This is a genomic window from uncultured Roseobacter sp. (assembly GCF_947501835.1).
GTDB lineage: Bacteria > Pseudomonadota > Alphaproteobacteria > Rhodobacterales > Rhodobacteraceae > Roseobacter.
In genome coordinates this window covers 177,547-197,787 of record NZ_CANMXR010000001.1, presented here as the reverse complement: position 1 = coordinate 197,787, position 20,241 = coordinate 177,547, and the positions used below count along the sequence as shown (strand labels likewise).

The following is a 20,241-nucleotide window of genomic DNA, read 5'->3' as shown; positions in this document are numbered from 1 at the left end:
CGCAATCACTCGTCCGGGTTGATCAATCCAAGACCGCGCAGGTAAATCCCGATACCCGTTTCCAAAAGGTCATCCGGCGGGAAAGGTGACGCGCGTCCCGGCGAATTTCGGGCGAAGAGTTCAACGACCCCGTGGCTCAAGGCCCAGATATGAGCCGAAAACATGGAGGCGGGCGGGCGTTTATCCTCCGGGATGTGTTGGCTGAGCCCGGTTGCTGCTTTCTCCAGAACCCCGCTGGCGCGGTTTGCAACGGCCGCCAGTTCCGGCGTGCGGTTGATCGAGATACCGCTTTCGAACATCGCAATGTAATGGCCCGGGTATTTGCGCGCAAAGGCCAGATAGGCCCGCCCGGTCGCGGAAAAGGCCGCCAGGGCCGACGGTTGGCCCTTTTCATAGGCGTATTCCATCAGGTCTGCGAAGATTTCATAACCCTGCAAGGCAGCCTCAGCGATCAGGTCTTCGCGCCCCTCGAAATGGCGGTAGACGGCGGCGGGCGTGACACCTGCCTGTTTGGCCGCCTCCGAGAGGGTGAACCCCATTGGCCCGCGCGCTTCGATCAGCTCCAGCGCCGCGTCGATCAAAGCCTGCCGCAGATTGCCATGATGATAGCCCCGTTTAGGCATCCCAGATTTCCGGACCACCGCAGACGGATTTATCAATTTTTCCAATGGCCTGCGGGTTTTTCCTGTCGTAGTCCAAGCCATGCAGCACGGTTCGAATGGCATTGATCCGCGCGCGGCGTTTGTCGTCCGACCGCACAACGGTCCAGGGCGCGGTTTTGCTATGGCTGCGCGTCAGGGTCTCACCGATCGCATCCGTATAAGCATCCCAGCGCTTGAGGCCCTCCACATCGATCCAGCTCAGTTTCCATTGCTTGAGCGGATCAGCTTCGCGTTTCAACAGGCGGCGTAATTGTTCGGCACGCCCCACATTCAGCCAGAATTTGAACAGAACGACGTTGTCATCGGCAATCAAATCCTCGAAGGGCCCGACCTGACCGAAAAACTGCTCGCGTTGCGCGTCGGTGCAGAAATCAAAGACCTTTTCGACAACGCCGCGATTGTACCAGCTGCGGTCAAAGAAAACCATTTCCCCCGCGCTTGGCATATGGCCGGTATAGCGCTGGAAATACCATTGTGTGGCCTCGGTTTCCGTTGGTTTGGACAGGGCAACAATACGCGCGCCACGTGGATTAAGGTTGGAGCGGAAGCGACTGATTGTACCGCCTTTTCCGGCGCCGTCCCGACCTTCGAAAACGATCACGATCCGGGCGCCACTGGTTTTAGCCCAGGACTGCATTTTCACCAGCTCGATCTGCAGGGTCGCCAGCGCTTTTTCATAGGGTTTGCGCGCCAGGCGCTCGCCATGCGGATAGGTTGGTGACAGGATATCGTCCTTTTCCCCCCGCTTGATCGCATCTCGAATGTCTTTGGGCGCTTCGGTCTCGAAAAAGCGGCTGATTTCACCGTCAAAGGGCAGAGTCATGGGGCCTCCGGAGGCGGGTGTCTGTTTTAATATGGGATGTTAACAGGCTTAACGCAAACCCGCGCGCGCCGCCACGCGGTCAATCGCGGCAACAATTGTCTCAGGTTCCGCATGGTGTGGCATGTGTCCCACACCTTCCAGCCGGGTCAGCGTCGCATTCGGCAGCAATTGCGCCAGCGGCTCGGAATGCACCCGCAGCGGCACAATCGTATCTTCGGTGCCATGCAGGATTTCCACCGGCAGCGTCAGATCGGGGTAGCGCTTTGCCATATCGACGATATAGGGGCGCAGATTGTTCACCTGCTGGGCATTGGCGCGCAGGGTAGTGCGGCGCAAAGACATCTCCGGACCGATGTGTTCCAGATAGCCCGCAGGCATCTGCTGCGGTGTGAAAATGGACGCGACTGTGTCTTCTATTCTGGAATGTGGTGCAAAGGCGGTGATCAACGGGATCACCAGAGCGCTGCCCAGGCGGGAAGAGTTGATCTGATAGAGCGCGCCAAGATCGCCGGGCCAGGGGTTTGAGGCGGCACCCAGCAGAACAAGCCCTGCGGTCTCCTCGGGGCGTTCCAACGCCCAGGCCAGCGCCACGGCACCGCCGAAGGAATGGCCCAGCACAATCGGGCGTTTCACCCCGACGGCATCCGCCGCTGCCTGCAAAACGCGCGCTTGCAAGGCGGGTGGTTCCGCTGATGTGTTCCAGACGCCGCCATAGCCGGGGTGTGGCCGGTCGCTCCAGCCCAGTCCGGGACGGTCCAGCGCAATGACCCGGTAGCGGTCTTTCAGCCGACCCACCAGATCAAAGGTGTAATCCCGCAGTGACCCGCTGGCGCCGTGGATCAGTACCAGATCGGGCCCGCTCCCGGACATGGTCAGGTGCACCTGTGTGCCGTCCACCTCGATGATCTGGCCGCTGGGGGGGTAGGCGTCGGCGGCCTGTGCTTCGCGCGCATTGGCGCGCCATTGCACTGTGCCGACCACCGCCAGGGTGACAAGGAGGCCCACCATCAACATCCTAGGTCCCAATGCGCGACATCTCGAAAGGGGTGGATTGGTAAATCTCGTTGATCCAATTGCCGTAAAGCAGATGCGCATGGCTGCGCCAGCGGTTCAGGGGCATCTGGGTCGGGTCATCGTCGGGGTAGTAATTCGCGGGCAGGGTGATTGCGCTGCCGTCGGCGACATCGCGGTCATATTCCTGTTTCAGCGTGTCGCGGTCATATTCGAAATGGTTGAAGATATAGAGCGCGCGGTGCGCCGGATCCTCGACCAGACAGGGGCCCACCTCATCGCTGCCGAGCAGGGTCCTGAGGCCGGATGCAGTGTCAATTTCATCCTGGCGCATTTCGGTCCAGCGCGACACCGGGATCACGCAGTCATCCGAGAACCCGCGCAGATAGGGCGAGGCCGGTTCCAGATTGCGGTGCCGGAAACAGCCAAAGGCCTTGGCCCCCAGCATGTGTTTATCGACCCCGTGAAAGTGATTGATCATCGCCATGCCACCCCAGCACACGCCAAAGGTCGACTGCACATTGGTCTGGGTCCAGTCCATGACCTCGAGCAGCTCATCCCAATAGGTGACATCCGGGAAGGGCAGATGCTCGATGGGGGCGCCGGTGATGATCAGCCCGTCGAATTTCTCGTGTTTCACCTCCTGAAACGGGCGATAGAAACTCGCCATATGCTCGGAGGCGGTGTTCTTGGTCTTGTGCTCGGACATGCGAATGAGGCTCAGCTCGATCTGCAAAGGCGTCGCTCCGATCAGCCGTGCGAACTGGTTTTCCGTCTGAATCTTCTTGGGCATCAGGTTCAAAAGACCAATCCGCAGGGGCCGGATGTCCTGTGTGGCCGCCTGATCCTCGTCGAGCACCATCACCCCTTCGCGCGTCAGCACGTCATAGGCAGGCAGGTCGGCGGGTATCTTGATCGGCATGGGTTTTTTCCAGAACTTGGTCAGGCAAGGCAGATAGTCGGTTGTCAGGGGGGGCTCAAGAGGGGCGCGCTCACAGGTCGGTGACGCGCGTTACAAGCAGCTTGCAATCAGATCGTCAAAATCCTGCGGTGTCTTTAACGCAGCGACCTGATCTGCGGTGACCGTGACGCCCCAGCGCGACATCGCCTCATACCGTGGTTGCCTGTGGGCCAGCGCCCGTGCATAGGTGAAACGGATAAAATCATCAGGATCAACATCGGCCTCAACGCATTTGTTTTCATTCAGATATTCCTGCCAAACCTTCATCAGAAACGCAGGTTGATAGGCCATGGGTTTGGGCGCGCGGTCAAAGCGGCGGATGAGTTCCTGAGTATGCGCTGCGTCGCCCTTGATCCAGATCAGCAGGCAATGCGCGGACAGATCGCGCATCAGCGCATCCTCGTCATCTGCGGCCTCCACCCATTCACAGATCGACCCGCCGGAATCGCAGATAAAATGCGGATAGCCGTAAAGCGCCTCGGCCCGTTCGGCGAAATGTGCGGTATCATAGAGCGCGGAGATCTCCGCCTGACGGAACTGCTCCTGCCGCCGGGCGTATTCGTCCATCGGCAGTCCGCCTTTGGCCGGACTGCCGGGTTTGCCCAGATAGGTGGCCACGGGGGCCAGATTATCAAAGGTGATGTTGGAGCCGATATAGATGCTGTCGCTCATCAGCAGGTCGCGCAGAAAGGGCACCTTCATCGCCTCGGCCTTGGCGTTGTCGGTGATGTATTCGCCCATGTAGCGGGTGCCGATGCGATAATCGATGGAGTAGTGGAACCAGTCCCCGCTGGCGCGCAGCAGATTGGACATATGGGTTTTGCCCAATCCCGACATCCCGTAGACCAGCACGGATTTGCGCGGGGCGGCCCGCCAATCGGCGGCAGAAGAATAAAGCATGGGGTGCGGACCTTGCGGCAAATGACGTTAGGCAAGTCCTAGCGGCGTGGTCCGGGACGGTCAATCAATCAGCCGCGAGGGGTCGGGTTTTGCGCAGCCTGTGCCAGAGCCTGCCGTCCAGGATGATCAGACCCAGCGCCAGCAGGCCAAAACCTGCATAGGCGTTTGGATTGAGCGCTTCACCCAGGATGAGCGCGCCGAGGACAATCCCGACCGGAGCGATCAGCAATGTGACCAGCAGCAGGTTACCGCTGCCTGCGCGGGCGAGCACGTAGTAGTAGAGCAGATAGGCCCCCGCCGTGGCGATCACGGCGTAATAGGCGATGGCAAGAAGGGTGTCCGTCTGCAGATCAAACCGCATCGGCCCTTCCACGATCAGCGCCAGAGGCAGGGTAACGAGTGTCGATCCGGTCAGCATGCCCGCTGCCGCCACCTGCGGGGCGAGACCCGCCAGCATCTTGCGCGCCCAGACACCGGCCAGTGCGTAGGAAACGGTGCCGCCCAGCACCGCGAGCTGCGCCAGTGACCGCAGATCAAAGTCGCGAAGGTTTTCAAGCCCGATGGCCGTGGCCACGCCTGCAAACCCAAGGGTGACGCCGATGACCTTGCGGGGGCTGAGGCGCTCGTCGGCAAAGAAGATTGCGGCGAGCAGAACGCCAAAAACGGCCGTTGCGGCGTTCAGAATGGAGGTCAGGCCGCTTTCAATGTGAAGCTGTCCCCAGGCCATCAGCCCGAAGGGAATGACGTTGTTGAGCAGCCCCATGATCAGGAAGGCCCCCCAAAGGGCCGGATCGCGCGGGACGGGAAGCCGCATGACGGCAACCACCAGCCATAGCACGAGCATCGCCCAGAAGGTGCGATGCGCCACAGAGGTCAGCGGGCCAATTTCGTCCAGCGCGATCCGGATGGAGACAAAAGACGCGCCCCAGATCAACGCCAGTAATACCAGCGCCGCCCATGCTCTCGAAGATATGGTTGTCTGCTCAATCATCCGGGCACCTTACGCAGACGCCTTTGATCCGGCCACCCGGATCATGCGCAAAAAAACCCCCGCAAGCGCGTGCTTGCGGGGGCCTCTGATCCATGTGTTCGGGGGATCAGAAGTTGTAGCCGACCTTTACGCCGAAGGCGATGGCATCGTTGCCGTCAAATCGGGCCGCAGGGGCCAGTGCGCCAACACGTGTCACCGTATCACCGATGCGCACGTAGCGGATGCCAGTGGTAATCTTCATGTTGCCTTTGTTGTAGATGGCCGCAAGACCGATGCTTTCCTGACCATCAGAGGGGCCAAGGTTGGTGAAGAAGCTGCCGTTGGTTTCTTCATACCCAAGCGTCGCAGCGATGGACCACGTGTCATTCAGGCGGCGGCCGATCCCCAGCGTGTAGGTGTAGACATCGTCTTCGTAGCTGAGCAGTGAACCACCTGATGTCAGGGTCTGGTAGTTTGCTGGTGTAAGGGCGAAATCGGACCAATCGACCCAACGTACGCCGCCAAACAGCAAGGTACCCGGCGCGATACCGGTCTGGAACGCCAGATTGACCGACTGCGGTGTTTCAAATTCGGTGACCGAGGCGTTGGGACCGCCGAGAAGCGAAACGGAGGTTTCAACCGTGTCGTTTTCATGGGCGATTTCAGAGTTATAGGTCAACGAGACGCGCAGGGCGATGTCGGGACGTTCATAGGCGACACCGGCGACATAGCCCACACCATAGTCACGATCTGCTTCGACTTCGTAGCTGGCGACAAATGGGATACGAGCGTCCGCCTCGGTGGACTGCAGACGCAAACCACCATAGACGCTGAACCCGCTGGGCATGTTGTATTGCAACAGACCAGTCAACGCGTAAGACTGGAAATTCGCCTGCGCGCCGGCTGCAAAGTAACCGGTGCCTGCCAGATAATCGACATCAGCCTTGAAGGGCTCATCCAGGATCAGGGCATACGACCAGGTGTTGTTGATGTCGGCCTTATAGGCGGCGGAAAACACCGTGTAGGATGGCGAAATGTCACCGGAACCGCTGCCGTTCGACAAAAACGGGGTGACGGTATTGCCCGACAGATCCGGCGAGACGGTGGCGAAGCTGAATTCACCATACCGTCCGGTCTCAAACAATACGTCTACGGATTGGCCGGTGCGGTCCAATGCACCGGCATGGGCGGCACCCGTCGCAAGACATAGGACCGTTACACTTGTAAGATACGATTTCATTGATCTCCTCCCCAGAAGATTCGCCTGAGTTGGATAATGCGTAGGTGCAAACAGGCGCGGGCACTTAAGCACGATTGCTCTTTCGGTCAATTATTGACGCTAGGGCATATTGCGTTGTGACCTCACGTAAAATCAATTTCTTTGTCGGGTCTCCGACCAAATGTTCAAGTAGTTGCCGGCGAAAATGATCAAAGCCCCCAGAACGACCCAGATCTCGATGGGCTCATTATAAAGCAGCATACCGACGACCGCGATGGCGGGCAGGCGAATGAAGTCAATGGGAACGACCACCGTTGCAGGTGCAATCGCAAGCGCATTTGTCATGCAGTAATGCGCCATGAGACCCGCCGCACCGATCAGCATGACAAAGGGCAACCCTTGTGAGGAGGGCAGCGCGATATCCCCGTCGTACCCGGCGGCGACGATCCCGAAAACCAGTTGCATGGTTGTCAGGTAGAAGAGGATGCAGGTGATGCTCTGTGTGCGGGTCAGGCGTTTGGTGAACATGATGGTGAGCGCGAAGAAAATGGCAGAAGAGGCGGCCGTGACAACACCCGCATTGATGCCGGCCATATCAGGGCGCGCCACGATCAGGATGCCGACGAAGCCCATCACCGCCGCCAGACCGCGCATGAAGGTAAGCCTTTCGCCCAACAGGAACGGCGATAGCACGATTACCCAGAGAGGAGAGGTAAATTCCAGGGCGAAGACCTGCGCCAGGGGAATGACTGTCACTGCGTAGAACCAGAGGTTCTGGCCGGTGAAATGCGCCATGTTGCGGATGATGTGTACCGGCATATTGCCGGTATTGATCTGGCGCCATGTGCCGGTGACCGCCGCCAAGAATACCACGATCAGCGTCCCGAAGAGGCTGCGGTACATCATGATCTCGAAGGTATCGAGCTCAGATGCCAGCTCCCGGCCTGCCACAGCCATCGAGGAGAAAGACGCGATGGACCCCATCATCCAAAGCGCCGCCTTGAAGGTGGGGCTCATACCGCGTGCTTCTTCTGGCCGAAAATATCCTCGCCGAAGGCAAAAATCCCTTTGGAGATTGTCATTCCCACTCGATGGTCCCGGGTGGTTTCGACGTGATGTCATAAGTCACCCGGTTGATACCCGGCACCTCATTGATAATCCGCGTTGCCGTTTCCCCCAGAAACTCGTGGCTGAACGGATAGTAATCCGCCGTCATCCCATCCACCGACGTCACCGCCCGCAGCGCACAGGCAAAATCATAGGTGCGCCCGTCGCCCATCACACCGACCGTGCGTACGGGCAGGATCGCGACAAAGGCCTGCCATATCTCATCGTATAGGCCATGTTTTCTGATCTGATCAATGTAGACCGCGTCGGCCTCGCGCAGGATGTCCAGCTTTTCGCGGGTGATCTCGCCAGGGCAGCGGATCGCAAGACCCGGTCCCGGGAAAGGATGTCGGCCAATGAAGCTGTCGGGCAGGCCCAACTCACGCCCCAGCGCGCGGACCTCATCCTTGAAAAGCTCCCGCAGCGGCTCGACCAGTTGCATGTTCATGCGTTCCGGCAGGCCGCCCACATTGTGGTGCGATTTGATGGTCACGGACGGCCCGCCGGAAAAGCTCACCGATTCGATGACATCGGGGTAAAGCGTGCCCTGGGCCAGGAAATCGGCGCCGCCCATTTCCTTGGCACGTCTTTCGAAGACTTCGATGAACAACCCGCCAATGATCTTGCGCTTGGTTTCGGGGTCGCTGACACCTTCGAGCTTGCCTAGGAAGAGATCGGATTCGTCTACGTGGATTAAAGGCAGGTTATAGTGTTCCCGGAACATGCCGACGACCTGTTCGCTTTCGCCTTTGCGCATCAAACCGTGGTCCACGTAGACACAGGTGAGTTGCTCGCCGATCGCTTCGTGGATCAGCACCGCGGCGACCGACGAATCGACGCCGCCTGACAAGGCGCAGATGACGCGGCCTGTTCCAACCTGTTCACGAATGCGCTGGATGGCTTCCTCGCGATAGGCGCCCATGGTCCAATCGCCTTTGAACCCGGCCAGACGCACGAAGTTCTCATAGAGTTTTGCGCCATTGGGGGTGTGGTGCACTTCGGGGTGGAATTGCACCGCGTAGAAATCCCGCGCCGTGTCTCCGGTGATCGCGAAGGGGGCGTTGGGCGAGGTGCCATAGACTTCAAACCCGGGCGCGATTTCACTGACATGATCGCCATGGCTCATCCAGACCTGTTCGCGGTCTGCTTCGAACCAGCCTTCCAGAAGCGCTAGTTGGCGCGCTTCGGGCGTCACATAGGCGCGTCCGAATTCCGCTGTGCCGTGCCCGCGTTCCACCTTGCCGCCAAGGCAATGCATCATCACCTGCTGTCCGTAGCAGATGCCAAGGATCGGAACGCCCAGTTCGAAAACACCCTTGGGGGGCATTGGTGCGCCATCAGCAAAGACCGACGAGGGCCCGCCAGAGAAGATCACCGCTTTGGGCGCAAATTCAGTCAGAAATGCTTCATCAACCGAATTGAAAGGATGGATTTCGCAGTAGACATTGAGTTCGCGCAATCGTCGCGCAATCAATTGCGTGACCTGGCTGCCAAAGTCGATGATGAGAAGGCGGTCATGATCTTGTGTGTTCATAGGTGCTGATTAGGGGCGGCGCGGCCAAGTGGCAAGGGTCGGAATGGGGGCCAGCCCCCATACCCCCGGGATATTTTCGGCCAGAAGAAGCGGGCGGCGCGGCCAATGTCGCTTTTTTCCCTGCAAGGCCGCTATACGCATGAATGCAACCGTCGAATAGGGTAGCACCTGCTCAATAACCTACCGGGAGACGAAAGATGGCGGAAGCAGCAGAGCGTAGAGGTCGACGCGGGCGTGGTGGCGGCGGTGCGGCCCGACGCGCAGAGCGCAGCGCTGTGTCCTTTGAGACCGCCCGTTTCATCGAGCGCAACATTCCCAACTTCGAAGTCCTGAGCGAGGAAGCGTTGGCAATCATCGAAACCAATGCCGAGATCGTGCTGGAAGAGGTTGGCGTCAATTTCGTGGAAAATCCGGCGGCTCTTCAACGGTGGCGGGAGGCCGGCGCGGATGTCGATGGGGAGCGGGTGCGTATTCCGCGCGGGCTGGCGCGCCAGCTTTGTAAAACGGCACCTTCCAGCTACACGCAACATGCGCGCAACCCGGCGCGCACCGTGGAGGTCGGGGGGCGCAATCTGGTGTTGGCCCCGGTCTATGGCCCGCCCTTCGTGCGCGACGCCTTGGGGGGGCGTCGCTATGCGACGATGGAGGATTTCCGCAAATTCGTGAAGCTGGGCTATATGTCCAAATGGCTGCATCACTCCGGCGGCACGGTCTGCGAACCGACCGATCTGCCGGTGAATAAGCGCCACCTCGATATGCTGCAGGCGCATATGACGTTGAGCGACAAGCCTTTCATGGGCTCGGTGACGGAGCCCTCGCGCGCCCAGGATTCGGTGGACATGTGTGGGCTGCTGTTTGGTGAGGATTTCGTGCAGCAGAACACGGTGATGACCTCGCTGATCAACATCAACTCGCCGATGACTTTCGATGACGTGATGATGGGCGCGTTAGAGGTTTACGCCACGAACAATCAGGCCTGCATCATTTCGCCCTTTATTGTTGGCGGGGCGATGGCGCCGGTATCGGTGGCCGGGACCTTGACGCAGGTGCTGGCGGAGGTGCTGGCCGGGATCGCCTACAGCCAGCTGATCCGTCCGGGCGCGCCGGTGATCATGGGCGCGTTCGTGACGTCGATCGACATGAACTCGGGTGCGCCGACATTTGGCACGCCAGAGGCTGCGCATATCACCTATGGGGCAGGGCAGTTGGCGCGGCGTCTTGACTTGCCCTATCGCTCAGCCGGATCGTTTTGCGGATCGAAGTTGCCCGATGCGCAGGCCGCTTATGAGACCTCGAACAGCCTGAATATGGGGCTGTTGGCCGGGGTGAATTTCATGCTGCATTCCTGCGGCTGGCTTGAAGGCGGTCTGGTGTCGTCCTTTGAGAAATTCGTGATGGATGCCGACCAGCTTGGCACGCTGCATCATCTGGCGCAGGGCGTGTCCATCGATGAAAACGCCCAGGCGATGGACGCCATTCGCGAGGTCGGACCAGGGGGGCACTACCTTGGGTGCGAACATACGCAGAAAAACTTCCAGTCGGCGTTCTGGAAATCAGACCTCCTGGATTACAAGCCATTTGAAACCTGGGAAGATGAAGGCGCACGCGACACGCAAACTCTGGCCAGCCTGCGGGTCGAGAAGATGTTGGGTGACTATCAGCAGCCCGCGTTGGATCCTGCGATCAACGAGGCGATTTCCGATTTCGTTGCGCGTAAGAAATCCGAAGCCCCTGACAGCTTCATGTAGCCCTTTCAGGCAGCTTGCGAGGCGCGCAGCACGCGGGCTTCGCCCAGCATCGCGATCAGCACATCGACGTGACGGATCAGGCTGTAGCTGGTGTCACCGCTGGTCCGTTGCGTGTTCAGATCTGCTTCGATCTCGATCAATCGGAACAGGGCAGAGCCATGTCTGGGTAGAACGCCATATCCCAAAAGGCGTGGCAGATGGACCGACCGCCGGTAGTCCTCAGCACCAATACGCGCCGCGCGCATCAGCAGTGGTGGACGTCGGATGGCGTGCAGCATTGAGAGCAGATCTTGCATTTTTGTATTCCTTTGTACCGTCTTTCCCCTGAGGACATTTCTGTCCTTCTGGCGTCGATACTACATGGACAATTTGCCTGTTGCGCAGGCCGGTCGATCCACGCTCGGAGGGTTTAGGAACTTGTTAACACTTTGAAGTGGAGGGGTTTTGTCGGTGGATCGCGCAAAGGCGCTGGGCGCGCGCGGCCCTCTGAACCCGCCCGGTCCATACTGTTGCGTTTGGCAATATTGGGGCGTTCGGAGGTTTAAATACTGTTTATAATTTAGAGACAATACTCGCTAAATCAGAAACTGTTAACGAACGGGTAACTAATTCCTCTTTAGGTTGTGTTGTATATTTTGGGATCAACCATAGTACAATATGACGCCGGTATCGATCAAATGAAAGAGATGGGACACACGCCATTGCAACCCTGCGATCCGAATACGGCTGTATTGCCCGATTGGGTCCCGGCAGCGGCGCAGGTCTACCTCGCTCATACCGAAGCAGGACTGCCGATCAGAGCGCTCGCGCGTGCGGCAGGCTGCCACGCCTCAACGATACTGCGCCAGATCCGGCGGGTTGAGACACGGCGTGATGATCCACTGGTTGATGCCGCCCTCAAGGCTTTGGGTGCTGCGCATTTTGTTCCCCGTTCTAACGCTGCTCTAGAGAACAAAAAGGACCTATCGCGCATGAGTTTTCAAGATCGTATCACGGCTCCGACGGATGCTGGAAACAACCCGCCCAGCGAAGCCTCTCTGCGCGCAGAAGGTGTGCGTGTTCTGCGCAGACTCTGTGAAAAGGGTGCCGTTCTGGCGGTTGCTGCGGAGATGGAAAAAGCGGTGATCGTCCGTGACGGCGCAGGTTCACAGGCCACGCGCACAGGCGTTGTGTCGCGCAAGATTGCCGAGGCCATGGCGCTGAAGGAATGGATTTCGGCCCAGACCTCCGGCAAGATCACCCGCTATACCATCACGCCGGCAGGGCGTGCTGCCCTTGAAGATCTGCTGGATAGTGATGGTAACACGACGGCTGGCGGATTCGCCGAGGCACCGGTCGATTTCGCGGAACAGCATCGCAGCTGGGGCGTGAAAACGGTACCGGATGTCGATACCGGTCGCCCGCGCCGGATGCGCTATAATCTCGCGGAGAGCCCGCTGACGGCCCTGGCCCGGCGGCGCGACAAGAACGGCGAAAACTTCCTCAGCGATGATCTGGTCACCGTTGGCGAACGGCTGCGCGAGGACTTTGAGCTGGCGCAGATGGGGCCGCGGGTCGCGCAGAACTGGGACCGTTTTCTGACCTCCGGCGGGCGCGGCAGCTTTGTGCCCGACAGCGGTGTCGGCGATGGCCCGTCAAATGCGCGCAAACGTGTGGCGGATGCGCTGGCAGATCTGGGTCCGGGTCTTTCGGATGTTGTGCTGCGCTGCTGCTGCTATCTGGAAGGGTTGGAAACAGCGGAAAAAAAGCTGGGCTGGTCCGCGCGGTCCGGCAAGATCGTGCTGCGCATCGCGCTGATGCGGCTCAAGCGCCACTATGATGAGACCATCGGTCCGGGTGGACCGCTGATCGGTTAAACGGCAGAAAATCAGGCAAGAAAACTCACTTGAAAGGGCGTCCTCGTGGCGCCCTTTATTTTTTCAGTGTCGGTTTTTGCAAGGCAGCCATGCGGCCTGCGACGCGGGGGGCTGTTGAAACACCGCCCTTAAGATGTCTACATAGGAAGCAACGAGGGGTGCCAAGGGTGCCTGCTGTTAAAGGAGCGACCCATATGGCCCCGCGGGACCTCAAAATTCCAGAACAGCGCCATCCCGAAAAGGCGCGGCGCCCCGATAATCCGCAACCCAAAAAGCCCAGCTGGATTCGCGTCAAGGCGCCCGGCGGTCAGGGCTATGCCGAAACCGCCCGCATTATGCGCGAGAACAAGCTGGTGACGGTCTGCGAAGAGGCGGGATGCCCGAACGTCGGCGAATGCTGGAGCCAGGGCCACGCGACCATGATGATCATGGGCGAGGTCTGCACCCGTGCCTGCACCTTCTGCAATATTGCGACCGGCAAACCCCCCGAAGCGCTGGACGCATTTGAGCCAGGCCGCGTCGCCCATGCAGTGGAAAAGCTGGGCCTGAACCATGTGGTCATCACCTCGGTGGACCGCGACGATGTCGAAGACGGCGGGGCGGATCATTTCGCCCAGACGATTCGCGCCATCCGGCATCGCAGCCCGGACACAACCATCGAAATCCTGACACCAGATTTCATCAAATGTGCCCCGGAGGCGCTGGAACTGGTCGTCGAGGCGCGCCCGGATGTCTTTAATCACAACCTCGAAACCGTGCCCGGGCTCTACCCCGAAGTGCGCCCCGGCGCGCGGTATTTTCATTCATTGCGCCTGTTGCAGCGGGTGAAAGAGCTCGACCCGTCGATGTTCACCAAATCCGGGATCATGGTGGGCTTGGGTGAAAACAAGCAATCGGTGATGCAGGTGATGGAAGACATGCGTGCGGCCGACATCGATTTTCTGACCATCGGTCAGTATCTGCAGCCGACGCCGAAACACCATGCGGTGGACCGGTTCGTGCACCCAGATGAATTTTCCGCTTATGAAAAAGCGGCCTATGGCAAGGGGTTCCTGATGGTCTCCGCTACACCGCTGACGCGGTCCTCCTATCACGCGGGCGATGATTTTGCGCAGTTGCGCGCAGCCCGGAATCGTAAGCTGGGCATCGCCTGACCGGGCGTGACGTAACGTCCGGTGGGGAAACGCGGCGCCGATTTCCCGTACAGAAAATCGTAAAAGTTGTATAGGGCGGAGGAGCAAGTTCCTTTTTCGAAAGCCTATGATATGACCGATAACCATTGGGCTGTGTTTGCCCTTCGTGACATAAAGAAATCTCTCGACCGCAACCGATATGATGTGGCCTGCCATCATATTGACGATGCCATCCACGCGATTTTCGCACGTGATGCGCAAAGTGAAAGCCCACGTCGTACGCGACCGATCCCGATGGGCGAATCGTCCAACATCTGACGGGCTCTGCGCTCAGGGGATCGCGGGCACCGCTTGTAGGTAAGCAGCCAGTGCCGCGCGGTCTTCTGCGGGCAGCAGTGCGAGGTTTTCAATCACCTCGGCCATCTCGCCGCCTGCGCTGTCGTAATCCGGTGTGAATCCGCTGGTGAAATACGCAACAAGATCCGCCTCCGACCAATCCAGATCGGACGGCGTGATATTTGGGATGCGACCTTTGCCGGATGGATTAGGGGCACCCGCGAGCCACCTGCCGGTGTTCAGCCCGCCCAAGGCATTGCGTTCCGTGTGGCATTCGGTGCAATGCGCCAGCGCTTCGGCCAGGTAGCGCCCGCGTTCCACCTCCGGGCTCAACGTGCCGGTGATATGATAGTCGTCGCTGACAAAGAGATGTTTCCAGACGCCAAGCGTGCGGCGGATTGAAAACGGAAATCCGACGTCATGGTCGCGGCTGGGGGTCTGCGCGGCGGGCAGGGTTTTCATATAGGCAAAAAGATCCACAACATCCTGCGCGGTCATCTTGTTATATGCCGCATAGGGGAAGGCGGGGTAATAATGCGCCCCCTCGGGGGACACACCTTTGGTCAGTGCAACGGCAAACTCATCCTGTGTCCACTGTCCGATGCCGGCCTGCGGATCCGGCGAGATATTCGGCGCGTAGAATGTGCCGAAATCGCTGGGAAACGCGTGGCCTCCCGCCAGCACCAGCTTGTTTTCCGCGCTGGCATCGGGTGCTTTGTGGCACGAGGCACAGCCCCCCGCCGCAAAGACCATCGCGCCAGCCTCGACATCCCCTGCGGAGGTGCTCGCGAAATCCGGCGGTGTCCTGTCCGGCGTTGTCACGCCCCAGAACACCAGACCGGCGGCGCAGGCTGCCAGCGCCAGACCCGTGACCAACTGCATCGCTGCGATCAGTTCTTGGGACCGCGATAGGCCTTGTGGCATGTCCCGCAGGAATCGCCGAGCGCCTTCATCTGCGCCTGAAGCGATGCAAGATCTGTGCCGGCAGCGGTCACCATATCAGCTGATGCTGCCTCGAGACCGGCGGCAGCCTTTTCAAAACCCGCAGCATCCGTCCAGATGTCCGCCTTGGCGCGGGTGCCTTCGACTGTGCCCTGAACGGATCCTTCGAGCCACAGAATGCTACGGTCCAGTTTCGCAACGGCTGCGAGGGTCGAGGCCGCCGCCGTGGCCGCCGCAGCGTCATAGGGGGTTTCGCCCTTGGCCATCGCGCCCAGCAGGCCGGTGTTATAGCCCACCAATGTCATCTGCGCTTTGCGAGCCTTGATGGCATCTTCGAGGGCTTTGTTTGAATGACCGTCGCCGATGGCCGTACCCGCAACGGCGGTCAGCGCCAATGCAGCCACGAGCGGTAGGGTGAGGGATCGTTTCATTCTCTATCTCCTTGCAGGACAATGGATACGTTAAAGCGAGCCCCTGCGCACATCAGGCCTCTAAGATACTATACGCTTAGATTGGGTGATTTATTCAACGCCCAGATCACAATTCTGCGTGACCTGAGCCGATTGATCACAAGGGGCGCATTATTTTTCCGCGAAGCGGACCTTGCCGATGTAGGGCAGGTTGCGGTTGCGTTGCGCAAAATCGATGCCGTAGCCCACGACGAATTCGTCCGGAATCTCAAAGCCGGTCCAGTTCGCCTTGAAGTCCACCTCGCGGCGGCTGGGCTTGTCGAGCAGGGCGATGGATTTCAACCGCGCGGGCAGGCGGCTTTCCAGCAGATGGGTGACGTGGTTCAGTGTGTGGCCGGTGTCGACGATATCCTCAACCACCAGCACATCGCGGCCTTCAATGGCGCCGCGCAGGTCTTTGAGAATACGCACCTCGCGGGTGCTTTCCATGCCATCGCCGTAGCTGGAGGCTTCCAGAAAATCGACCTCGATGGGCAGGTCCAGCTCGCGCACCAGATCGGCGATGAACACGAAACTACCCCGCAACAGGCCCACAACAACCAGCTTGTCCGTCCCGGCAAATTCGGTCTGGATTTCGCGACAGAGGTCTTCGATACGTGCGGCAATCGCCTTGGCAGAGATCATTTCGTCTATGACATAAGGACGCGTGGGCATGTGTTAGACCTTGATATTGAGCGGCGGACATAGGACATGGATGGCTAACCTTCACAAACTGACAAATCAATGCCTACGCACTCCGAGACCCGAAAACTTCCCTACACAGCGCAGCAAATGTACGATCTTGTGGCCGATGTGGCGCGCTACCCTGAGTTTTTGCCATGGTGTTCTGCGGCGCGGGTGAAGTCGGTCACGCCGCATGGGGACGCCGAAATCATGGAGGCGGATCTGGTGATCAGCTTCAAGGTCTTTCGCGAAAGGTTCACCAGCCGCGTGGAACTCATGCCGGGTGACAAGAAGATCGACACCGAATATCTGGACGGTCCCTTTCGTTACATGAAATCCAACTGGGGGTTTCGCGATGTTGAGGGGGGCTGCGAGGTCAGCTTCTTTGTCGATTTTGCCTTTCGGAACATGATCCTGCAGCGTCTGATCGGCGTTGTGTTCAATGAAGCGATGCAGCGGATTGTGCGTGCTTTCGAGGCACGTGCCGAGGCGCTTTACGGCAAGGAAACCGCCTGAAATGCCTGGCGGCGCAATGACGGGGATCACCGATCAACTGATTGATTTTGCAAGTCATTCAGCGGATAGCGCGGCGCGCGATATGATGCGGCTGTCGCTCTTTGATTGGGCGGCCTGTGGCATTGCCGGTGCCGATGATCCTGAATTCACAGGGTTTCGCACCGCGATGATCGTGCAAGGGGGCGCAGCCGAGGCGAGTGTTTTGGGCGGGGGCGCGGTGCCTGCTGCCAACGCGGCGCTGATCAATGGCACCTTGAGCCACGCGTTGGATTTCGACGATACCCATTTTGCGCATATCGGGCACCCTTCCGTGGCGGTGGTGCCTGCTGCTCTGGTGCTTGCGGAACAACAGAATCTGGATTTTGAAACCTTTCTGGAAGCCGCTTTGATTGGGGTCGAGGCCTCCATTCACGTGGGCCTTTGGCTGGGGCGTGATCACTATGAGGTCGGGTTTCATCAGACCGCAACGGCAGGTGCCTTTGGCGCAACGCTGGCAGCGGCGCGCTTGCTGGGGCTGTCACCGGATCAGACGCGGCATGCCCTGGGCTTGTGCGCCTCGCTGGCTTCCGGTGTCAAAGCTCAGTTCGGCACCGGCGGCAAACCTTTGAACGCCGGGCTTGCGGCGCGCAGCGGGGTGGAGGCCGGTTTGTGGGCGCAAAGCGGGGTGACTGCAGCGGCTGATGGTCTGGCCGGTCCGTTGGGATTTGGCGCGACCCATCACGGTGCCGGTGACACCACATCTTTGGCCACGCTTGGTCAGACGCCCTGGCAAATACTGTCGATAAGCCACAAGTTCCACGCCTGCTGTCACGGGTTGCACGCGATGCTAGAAGCGTTGAGTTCTGTTAACACCGCCCCTCAAGGCATTGAAAAAATAGATATTAAAACACACCCGCGCTGGATGTCTGTTTGTAATAAGCCCGATCCCGAAACCGGCCTGGCGGCGAAATTCAGCTATCGGCACACCGCTGCCATGGCGCTGTTGGGCAAATCAACGGCGCAGCGTGAGATGTTCACCGAAACAGTTGCCACTGATCCTGAGCTCAGAGCGATGCGGCAAAAGATCAGTGTGGAGGCCGACGCGCAATTGTCCGAGATGCAGGCGGAGGTGGTGATCACGCTCAGCACGGGTGAAACGTTCCACGCGGCGCATGATCTGGCCGCGCCGATCACCCGAGAGCTGCGCGCAGAGAAATTGCGCGCGAAGGCGGCGGGCCTGTTGGGAGACACTCGGGCGTATCCGCTTTGGCAGAGCGTTCAGAACGGCGACATGGCCGGTTTTACGGCCGCATTGCGTGGATCAGAGCGCGGATAATATCAGTCGCAACGCGTGATCCCGCGCGGCCCTGCGCACCTTGTCGCGGCCCAAGGCGCCAAATTCAACGGTTTCGGTGCGCACTTGTGATCCATCCGCCAGCCCGAAACAGACGCGCCCTTCGGGTTTGTGATCCGATCCGCCCGGACCGGCGATCCCGGTCACGGAAATCGCGATCTGAGCGTGGGAGGCCGCCAAAGCACCCTGCGCCATTTCTGCGGCCACCTCTTCGGAGACGGCGCCATGGGCCGCCAGTGTGTCGGGTTTGACGCCCAGTAATTCCGTTTTGGCCGCATTTGTGTAGGTCACGAACCCGCGTTCGACGACCGCGGAGGAGCCCGGAATATCCGTGAGCGCCGCGGTGACCATACCACCGGTGCAGCTTTCTGCGGCAGCAATCATTTTGCCGAGAGATGAGGCTTTTTCAATGAGTTCTGACACGAGGCTCATGTCAATAGGCCGTGGTAGAGACCCGCCAGAACCAAGACCCCGAGGGCCGCGAAGAGGCCCGCGATCACATCGTCCAGCATCACGCCCAGGGCATCACCGCGCCGGTCCGCCCAGCCCACGGGCCCCGGTTTGAGAATGTCGAAAAACCGAAAGAGCAAAAAGGCGGCGATCCAGCCGGGCCACATGGCCAGCACGTTGATCCCCATCGACCAGGCGGCGTAGGAAAGCGGCAGGAGCGCGATCCACTGGCCAACAAGTTCATCCACAACGATCTCCGAGGGGTCGTGATTTTCGCTGCCGCGGGTCATCTGCGCGGTTGCCCACCAGCCTTTGAGAAATGCCGCGACGACCCCCAAAAGTAGCAACGGAAACCCGCCCAGAATATGCAAAAGCCAAGCCCAGGGCAGGGCCACAAGGGACCCCCAAGTGCCCGGCGCCGGACGGATGTAACCCACCCCCAGAACGGTCCCGATCAGCTTCGCCATCCCCATCATGGTTTCACCAGAGCGGCTGTGGCGATGCAGGCAATTCCTTCCCCGCGCCCGGTGAACCCGAGCCGTTCCGAGGTGGTGGCCTTCACCGACACGCGTGCGGGATCAAGCCCCATGATATCGGCAACACAGCCCCGCATCTTTTGCGCGTGCGGGCCGATCTTTGGGAATTCGCAGATCAGCGTGCAATCCACGTTGGAAATGTCAAAACCCATGTCCCGCGCGAGGGCCACGGCATGTTTTAAAAACACGTCGCTGGCGGCCCCTTTCCACTGCGGATCGCTCGGGGGGAAGTGCTGGCCGATGTCTCCCTCCGCCAGGGCACCGTAAATCGCATCGGTGATTGTGTGCAGCGCCACGTCGGCATCCGAGTGCCCGACAAGCCCCTGATGATGCGGGATTTTCACGCCGCAGAGGGTAACATGGTCACCTGGCCCGAAGGCATGCACGTCAAATCCATTGCCAAGTCTAATGTCCATCACGGGTCCTCAGGATGCGTTCTGCCCGCTCGAAATCCTCGGGCAATGTGATTTTCAGATTGTCCTCGCTGCCGCGCGTGATGGCAACCGTAAGACCCGCGCGACGAGCAAGGGCGACATCATCTGCGGCCCCATCCGGGAAGGCCCGATGCGCCGCCAGAATGGCATCGAGATCGAACCCCTGAGGCGTCTGCGCGCGGTAGAGCGCGCTGCGGTCCACTGTCTCTGCCACGGCGCCACTTTCACCGCGCCAAAGTGCATCGACAACGGCGACCGCCGGGGCCGCCGCTGGCCCGGAGCGCAGCGCGTCGATGACACCATCAATAACGGCACGTGACACGCAAGGCCGCGCGGCATCATGGATCAACACCTGATCACAGGCCCCCTCCAGTACCTGCAAGCCTGCCAGCACCGAAGCACTGCGGGTATCGCCCCCGGTGACAATTTCGGCATCCGGCGTCGTAGGCCAGTAGTCGGTGGCGATGTCATCGGCATGCAGCACCAGAACCAGGCGCTCGATGCCCGGATGTGACGCGAATGCCTGCAGGGCAAACTGCGTGCTGGTTTGGCCCGCCAGGGGCCGCCATTGCTTGGGCGTGCCGCCGCCCGCGCGCGCGCCGCGACCTGCCGCAACGATGACCGCGCCAATTTTCAT

Annotated in this window: 22 protein-coding genes; 5 read left to right on the top strand and 17 right to left on the bottom strand. The window is 59.8% G+C overall.

Features of this window, described 5'->3' with window-relative positions:
* Positions 1-5: 5 nt before the first annotated feature.
* The 9 genes from Q1A20_RS00920 to guaA form a co-directional block, all read right to left on the bottom strand.
* Complete coding sequence (locus tag Q1A20_RS00920; RefSeq protein WP_299498793.1) at positions 6-623, bottom strand: TetR/AcrR family transcriptional regulator; 618 nt, start codon at positions 621-623, stop codon at positions 6-8.
* Positions 616-1,485, bottom strand: coding sequence for a polyphosphate kinase 2 (gene ppk2 / locus Q1A20_RS00915; RefSeq protein WP_299404535.1), 870 nt, complete (start codon positions 1,483-1,485; stop codon positions 616-618). Before ppk2 ends, Q1A20_RS00920 begins: the two co-directional genes overlap by 8 nt.
* Positions 1,486-1,533: 48 nt before the next feature.
* Positions 1,534-2,499, bottom strand: coding sequence for an alpha/beta hydrolase (locus Q1A20_RS00910; protein WP_299404538.1), 966 nt, complete (start codon positions 2,497-2,499; stop codon positions 1,534-1,536).
* 1 nt (position 2,500) lies between these two features.
* The gene (metA, locus tag Q1A20_RS00905) at positions 2,501-3,418 is read right to left on the bottom strand and encodes a homoserine O-succinyltransferase (protein WP_299404541.1); all 918 of its coding nucleotides are present in this window, start codon (positions 3,416-3,418) and stop codon (positions 2,501-2,503) included.
* Between the two features lie 90 nt (positions 3,419-3,508).
* A complete protein-coding gene (locus Q1A20_RS00900) occupies positions 3,509-4,357 on the bottom strand; it encodes an ATPase (protein WP_299404542.1) in 849 nt (282 codons plus the stop codon).
* Between the two features lie 64 nt (positions 4,358-4,421).
* Positions 4,422-5,348, bottom strand: coding sequence for a DMT family transporter (locus Q1A20_RS00895; protein WP_299404545.1), 927 nt, complete (start codon positions 5,346-5,348; stop codon positions 4,422-4,424).
* A 106-nt stretch (positions 5,349-5,454) separates the two neighbouring features.
* Complete coding sequence (locus Q1A20_RS00890) at positions 5,455-6,567, bottom strand: hypothetical protein (RefSeq protein WP_299915569.1); 1,113 nt, start codon at positions 6,565-6,567, stop codon at positions 5,455-5,457.
* A gap of 132 nt (positions 6,568-6,699) precedes the next feature.
* Positions 6,700-7,563, bottom strand: coding sequence for a DMT family transporter (locus tag Q1A20_RS00885; RefSeq protein ID WP_299915568.1), 864 nt, complete (start codon positions 7,561-7,563; stop codon positions 6,700-6,702).
* 61 nt (positions 7,564-7,624) lie between these two features.
* The gene (gene guaA, locus Q1A20_RS00880; protein WP_299915567.1) at positions 7,625-9,187 is read right to left on the bottom strand and encodes a glutamine-hydrolyzing GMP synthase; all 1,563 of its coding nucleotides are present in this window, start codon (positions 9,185-9,187) and stop codon (positions 7,625-7,627) included.
* Between the two features lie 197 nt (positions 9,188-9,384).
* Between guaA and Q1A20_RS00875 the strand changes: the two genes are divergently transcribed.
* Entirely contained in the window at positions 9,385-10,935 is a 1,551-nt protein-coding gene (locus Q1A20_RS00875) for a trimethylamine methyltransferase family protein (RefSeq protein WP_299404554.1), read from the top strand.
* 5 nt (positions 10,936-10,940) lie between these two features.
* Here the strand turns inward: Q1A20_RS00875 and Q1A20_RS00870 are convergent, their stop codons facing one another.
* Positions 10,941-11,231 carry a DUF6477 family protein gene (locus Q1A20_RS00870; protein WP_298969667.1) on the bottom strand — a complete coding sequence of 97 codons (291 nt, stop codon included), beginning with the start codon at positions 11,229-11,231 and terminating at the stop codon, positions 10,941-10,943.
* 390 nt (positions 11,232-11,621) lie between these two features.
* On the opposite strand from Q1A20_RS00870, the gene Q1A20_RS00865 reads away from it, so the two are divergent.
* Both Q1A20_RS00865 and lipA read left to right on the top strand, forming a co-directional pair.
* A complete protein-coding gene (locus Q1A20_RS00865) occupies positions 11,622-12,791 on the top strand; it encodes a DUF6456 domain-containing protein (RefSeq protein WP_299405160.1) in 1,170 nt (389 codons plus the stop codon).
* A 194-nt stretch (positions 12,792-12,985) separates the two neighbouring features.
* The gene (gene lipA / locus Q1A20_RS00860) at positions 12,986-13,945 is read left to right on the top strand and encodes a lipoyl synthase (RefSeq protein WP_299404558.1); all 960 of its coding nucleotides are present in this window, start codon (positions 12,986-12,988) and stop codon (positions 13,943-13,945) included.
* 309 nt (positions 13,946-14,254) lie between these two features.
* Here lipA and Q1A20_RS00855 read toward each other — a convergent pair whose 3' ends face one another.
* From Q1A20_RS00855 to hpt, 3 genes are all read right to left on the bottom strand, one after another.
* Positions 14,255-15,184: a cytochrome c gene (locus Q1A20_RS00855; protein ID WP_299404564.1), complete on the bottom strand. Its 930-nt coding sequence runs from the start codon at positions 15,182-15,184 to the stop codon at positions 14,255-14,257.
* Entirely contained in the window at positions 15,151-15,633 is a 483-nt protein-coding gene (locus Q1A20_RS00850; protein WP_299404566.1) for a cytochrome c, read from the bottom strand. Before Q1A20_RS00850 ends, Q1A20_RS00855 begins: the two co-directional genes overlap by 34 nt.
* A 150-nt stretch (positions 15,634-15,783) precedes the next feature.
* A complete protein-coding gene (gene hpt, locus Q1A20_RS00845) occupies positions 15,784-16,326 on the bottom strand; it encodes a hypoxanthine phosphoribosyltransferase (RefSeq protein ID WP_298969661.1) in 543 nt (180 codons plus the stop codon).
* Between the two features lie 69 nt (positions 16,327-16,395).
* Here hpt and Q1A20_RS00840 point away from each other — a divergent pair, with 69 nt between their 5' ends.
* Together Q1A20_RS00840 and Q1A20_RS00835 are read left to right on the top strand one after the other, a co-directional pair.
* A complete protein-coding gene (locus tag Q1A20_RS00840) occupies positions 16,396-16,851 on the top strand; it encodes a type II toxin-antitoxin system RatA family toxin (protein WP_298969660.1) in 456 nt (151 codons plus the stop codon).
* A 1-nt stretch (position 16,852) separates the two neighbouring features.
* Positions 16,853-18,166 (top strand): MmgE/PrpD family protein, encoded by a 1,314-nt coding sequence (locus Q1A20_RS00835; protein ID WP_299915566.1) that lies wholly within the window; start codon positions 16,853-16,855, stop codon positions 18,164-18,166.
* On the opposite strand, the gene Q1A20_RS00830 is transcribed toward Q1A20_RS00835, so the two are convergent.
* From Q1A20_RS00830 to ispD, 4 genes are read right to left on the bottom strand one after another with little or no spacing between them, the layout of a single operon-like run.
* Positions 18,152-18,616 carry a CinA family protein gene (locus Q1A20_RS00830; protein ID WP_299736394.1) on the bottom strand — a complete coding sequence of 155 codons (465 nt, stop codon included), beginning with the start codon at positions 18,614-18,616 and terminating at the stop codon, positions 18,152-18,154. The two genes, Q1A20_RS00835 and Q1A20_RS00830, sit on opposite strands and share 15 nt — an antisense overlap.
* Positions 18,613-19,107, bottom strand: a complete 495-nt coding sequence (locus Q1A20_RS00825) for a phosphatidylglycerophosphatase A (protein WP_299736468.1) — start codon at positions 19,105-19,107, stop codon at positions 18,613-18,615. The genes Q1A20_RS00830 and Q1A20_RS00825 overlap by 4 nt, the downstream gene beginning before the upstream one ends.
* Positions 19,107-19,586 carry a 2-C-methyl-D-erythritol 2,4-cyclodiphosphate synthase gene (gene ispF, locus Q1A20_RS00820; protein WP_299736395.1) on the bottom strand — a complete coding sequence of 160 codons (480 nt, stop codon included), beginning with the start codon at positions 19,584-19,586 and terminating at the stop codon, positions 19,107-19,109. The genes Q1A20_RS00825 and ispF overlap by 1 nt, the downstream gene beginning before the upstream one ends.
* Positions 19,576-20,241: a 2-C-methyl-D-erythritol 4-phosphate cytidylyltransferase gene (ispD, locus tag Q1A20_RS00815; protein WP_299915565.1), complete on the bottom strand. Its 666-nt coding sequence runs from the start codon at positions 20,239-20,241 to the stop codon at positions 19,576-19,578. The genes ispF and ispD overlap by 11 nt, the downstream gene beginning before the upstream one ends.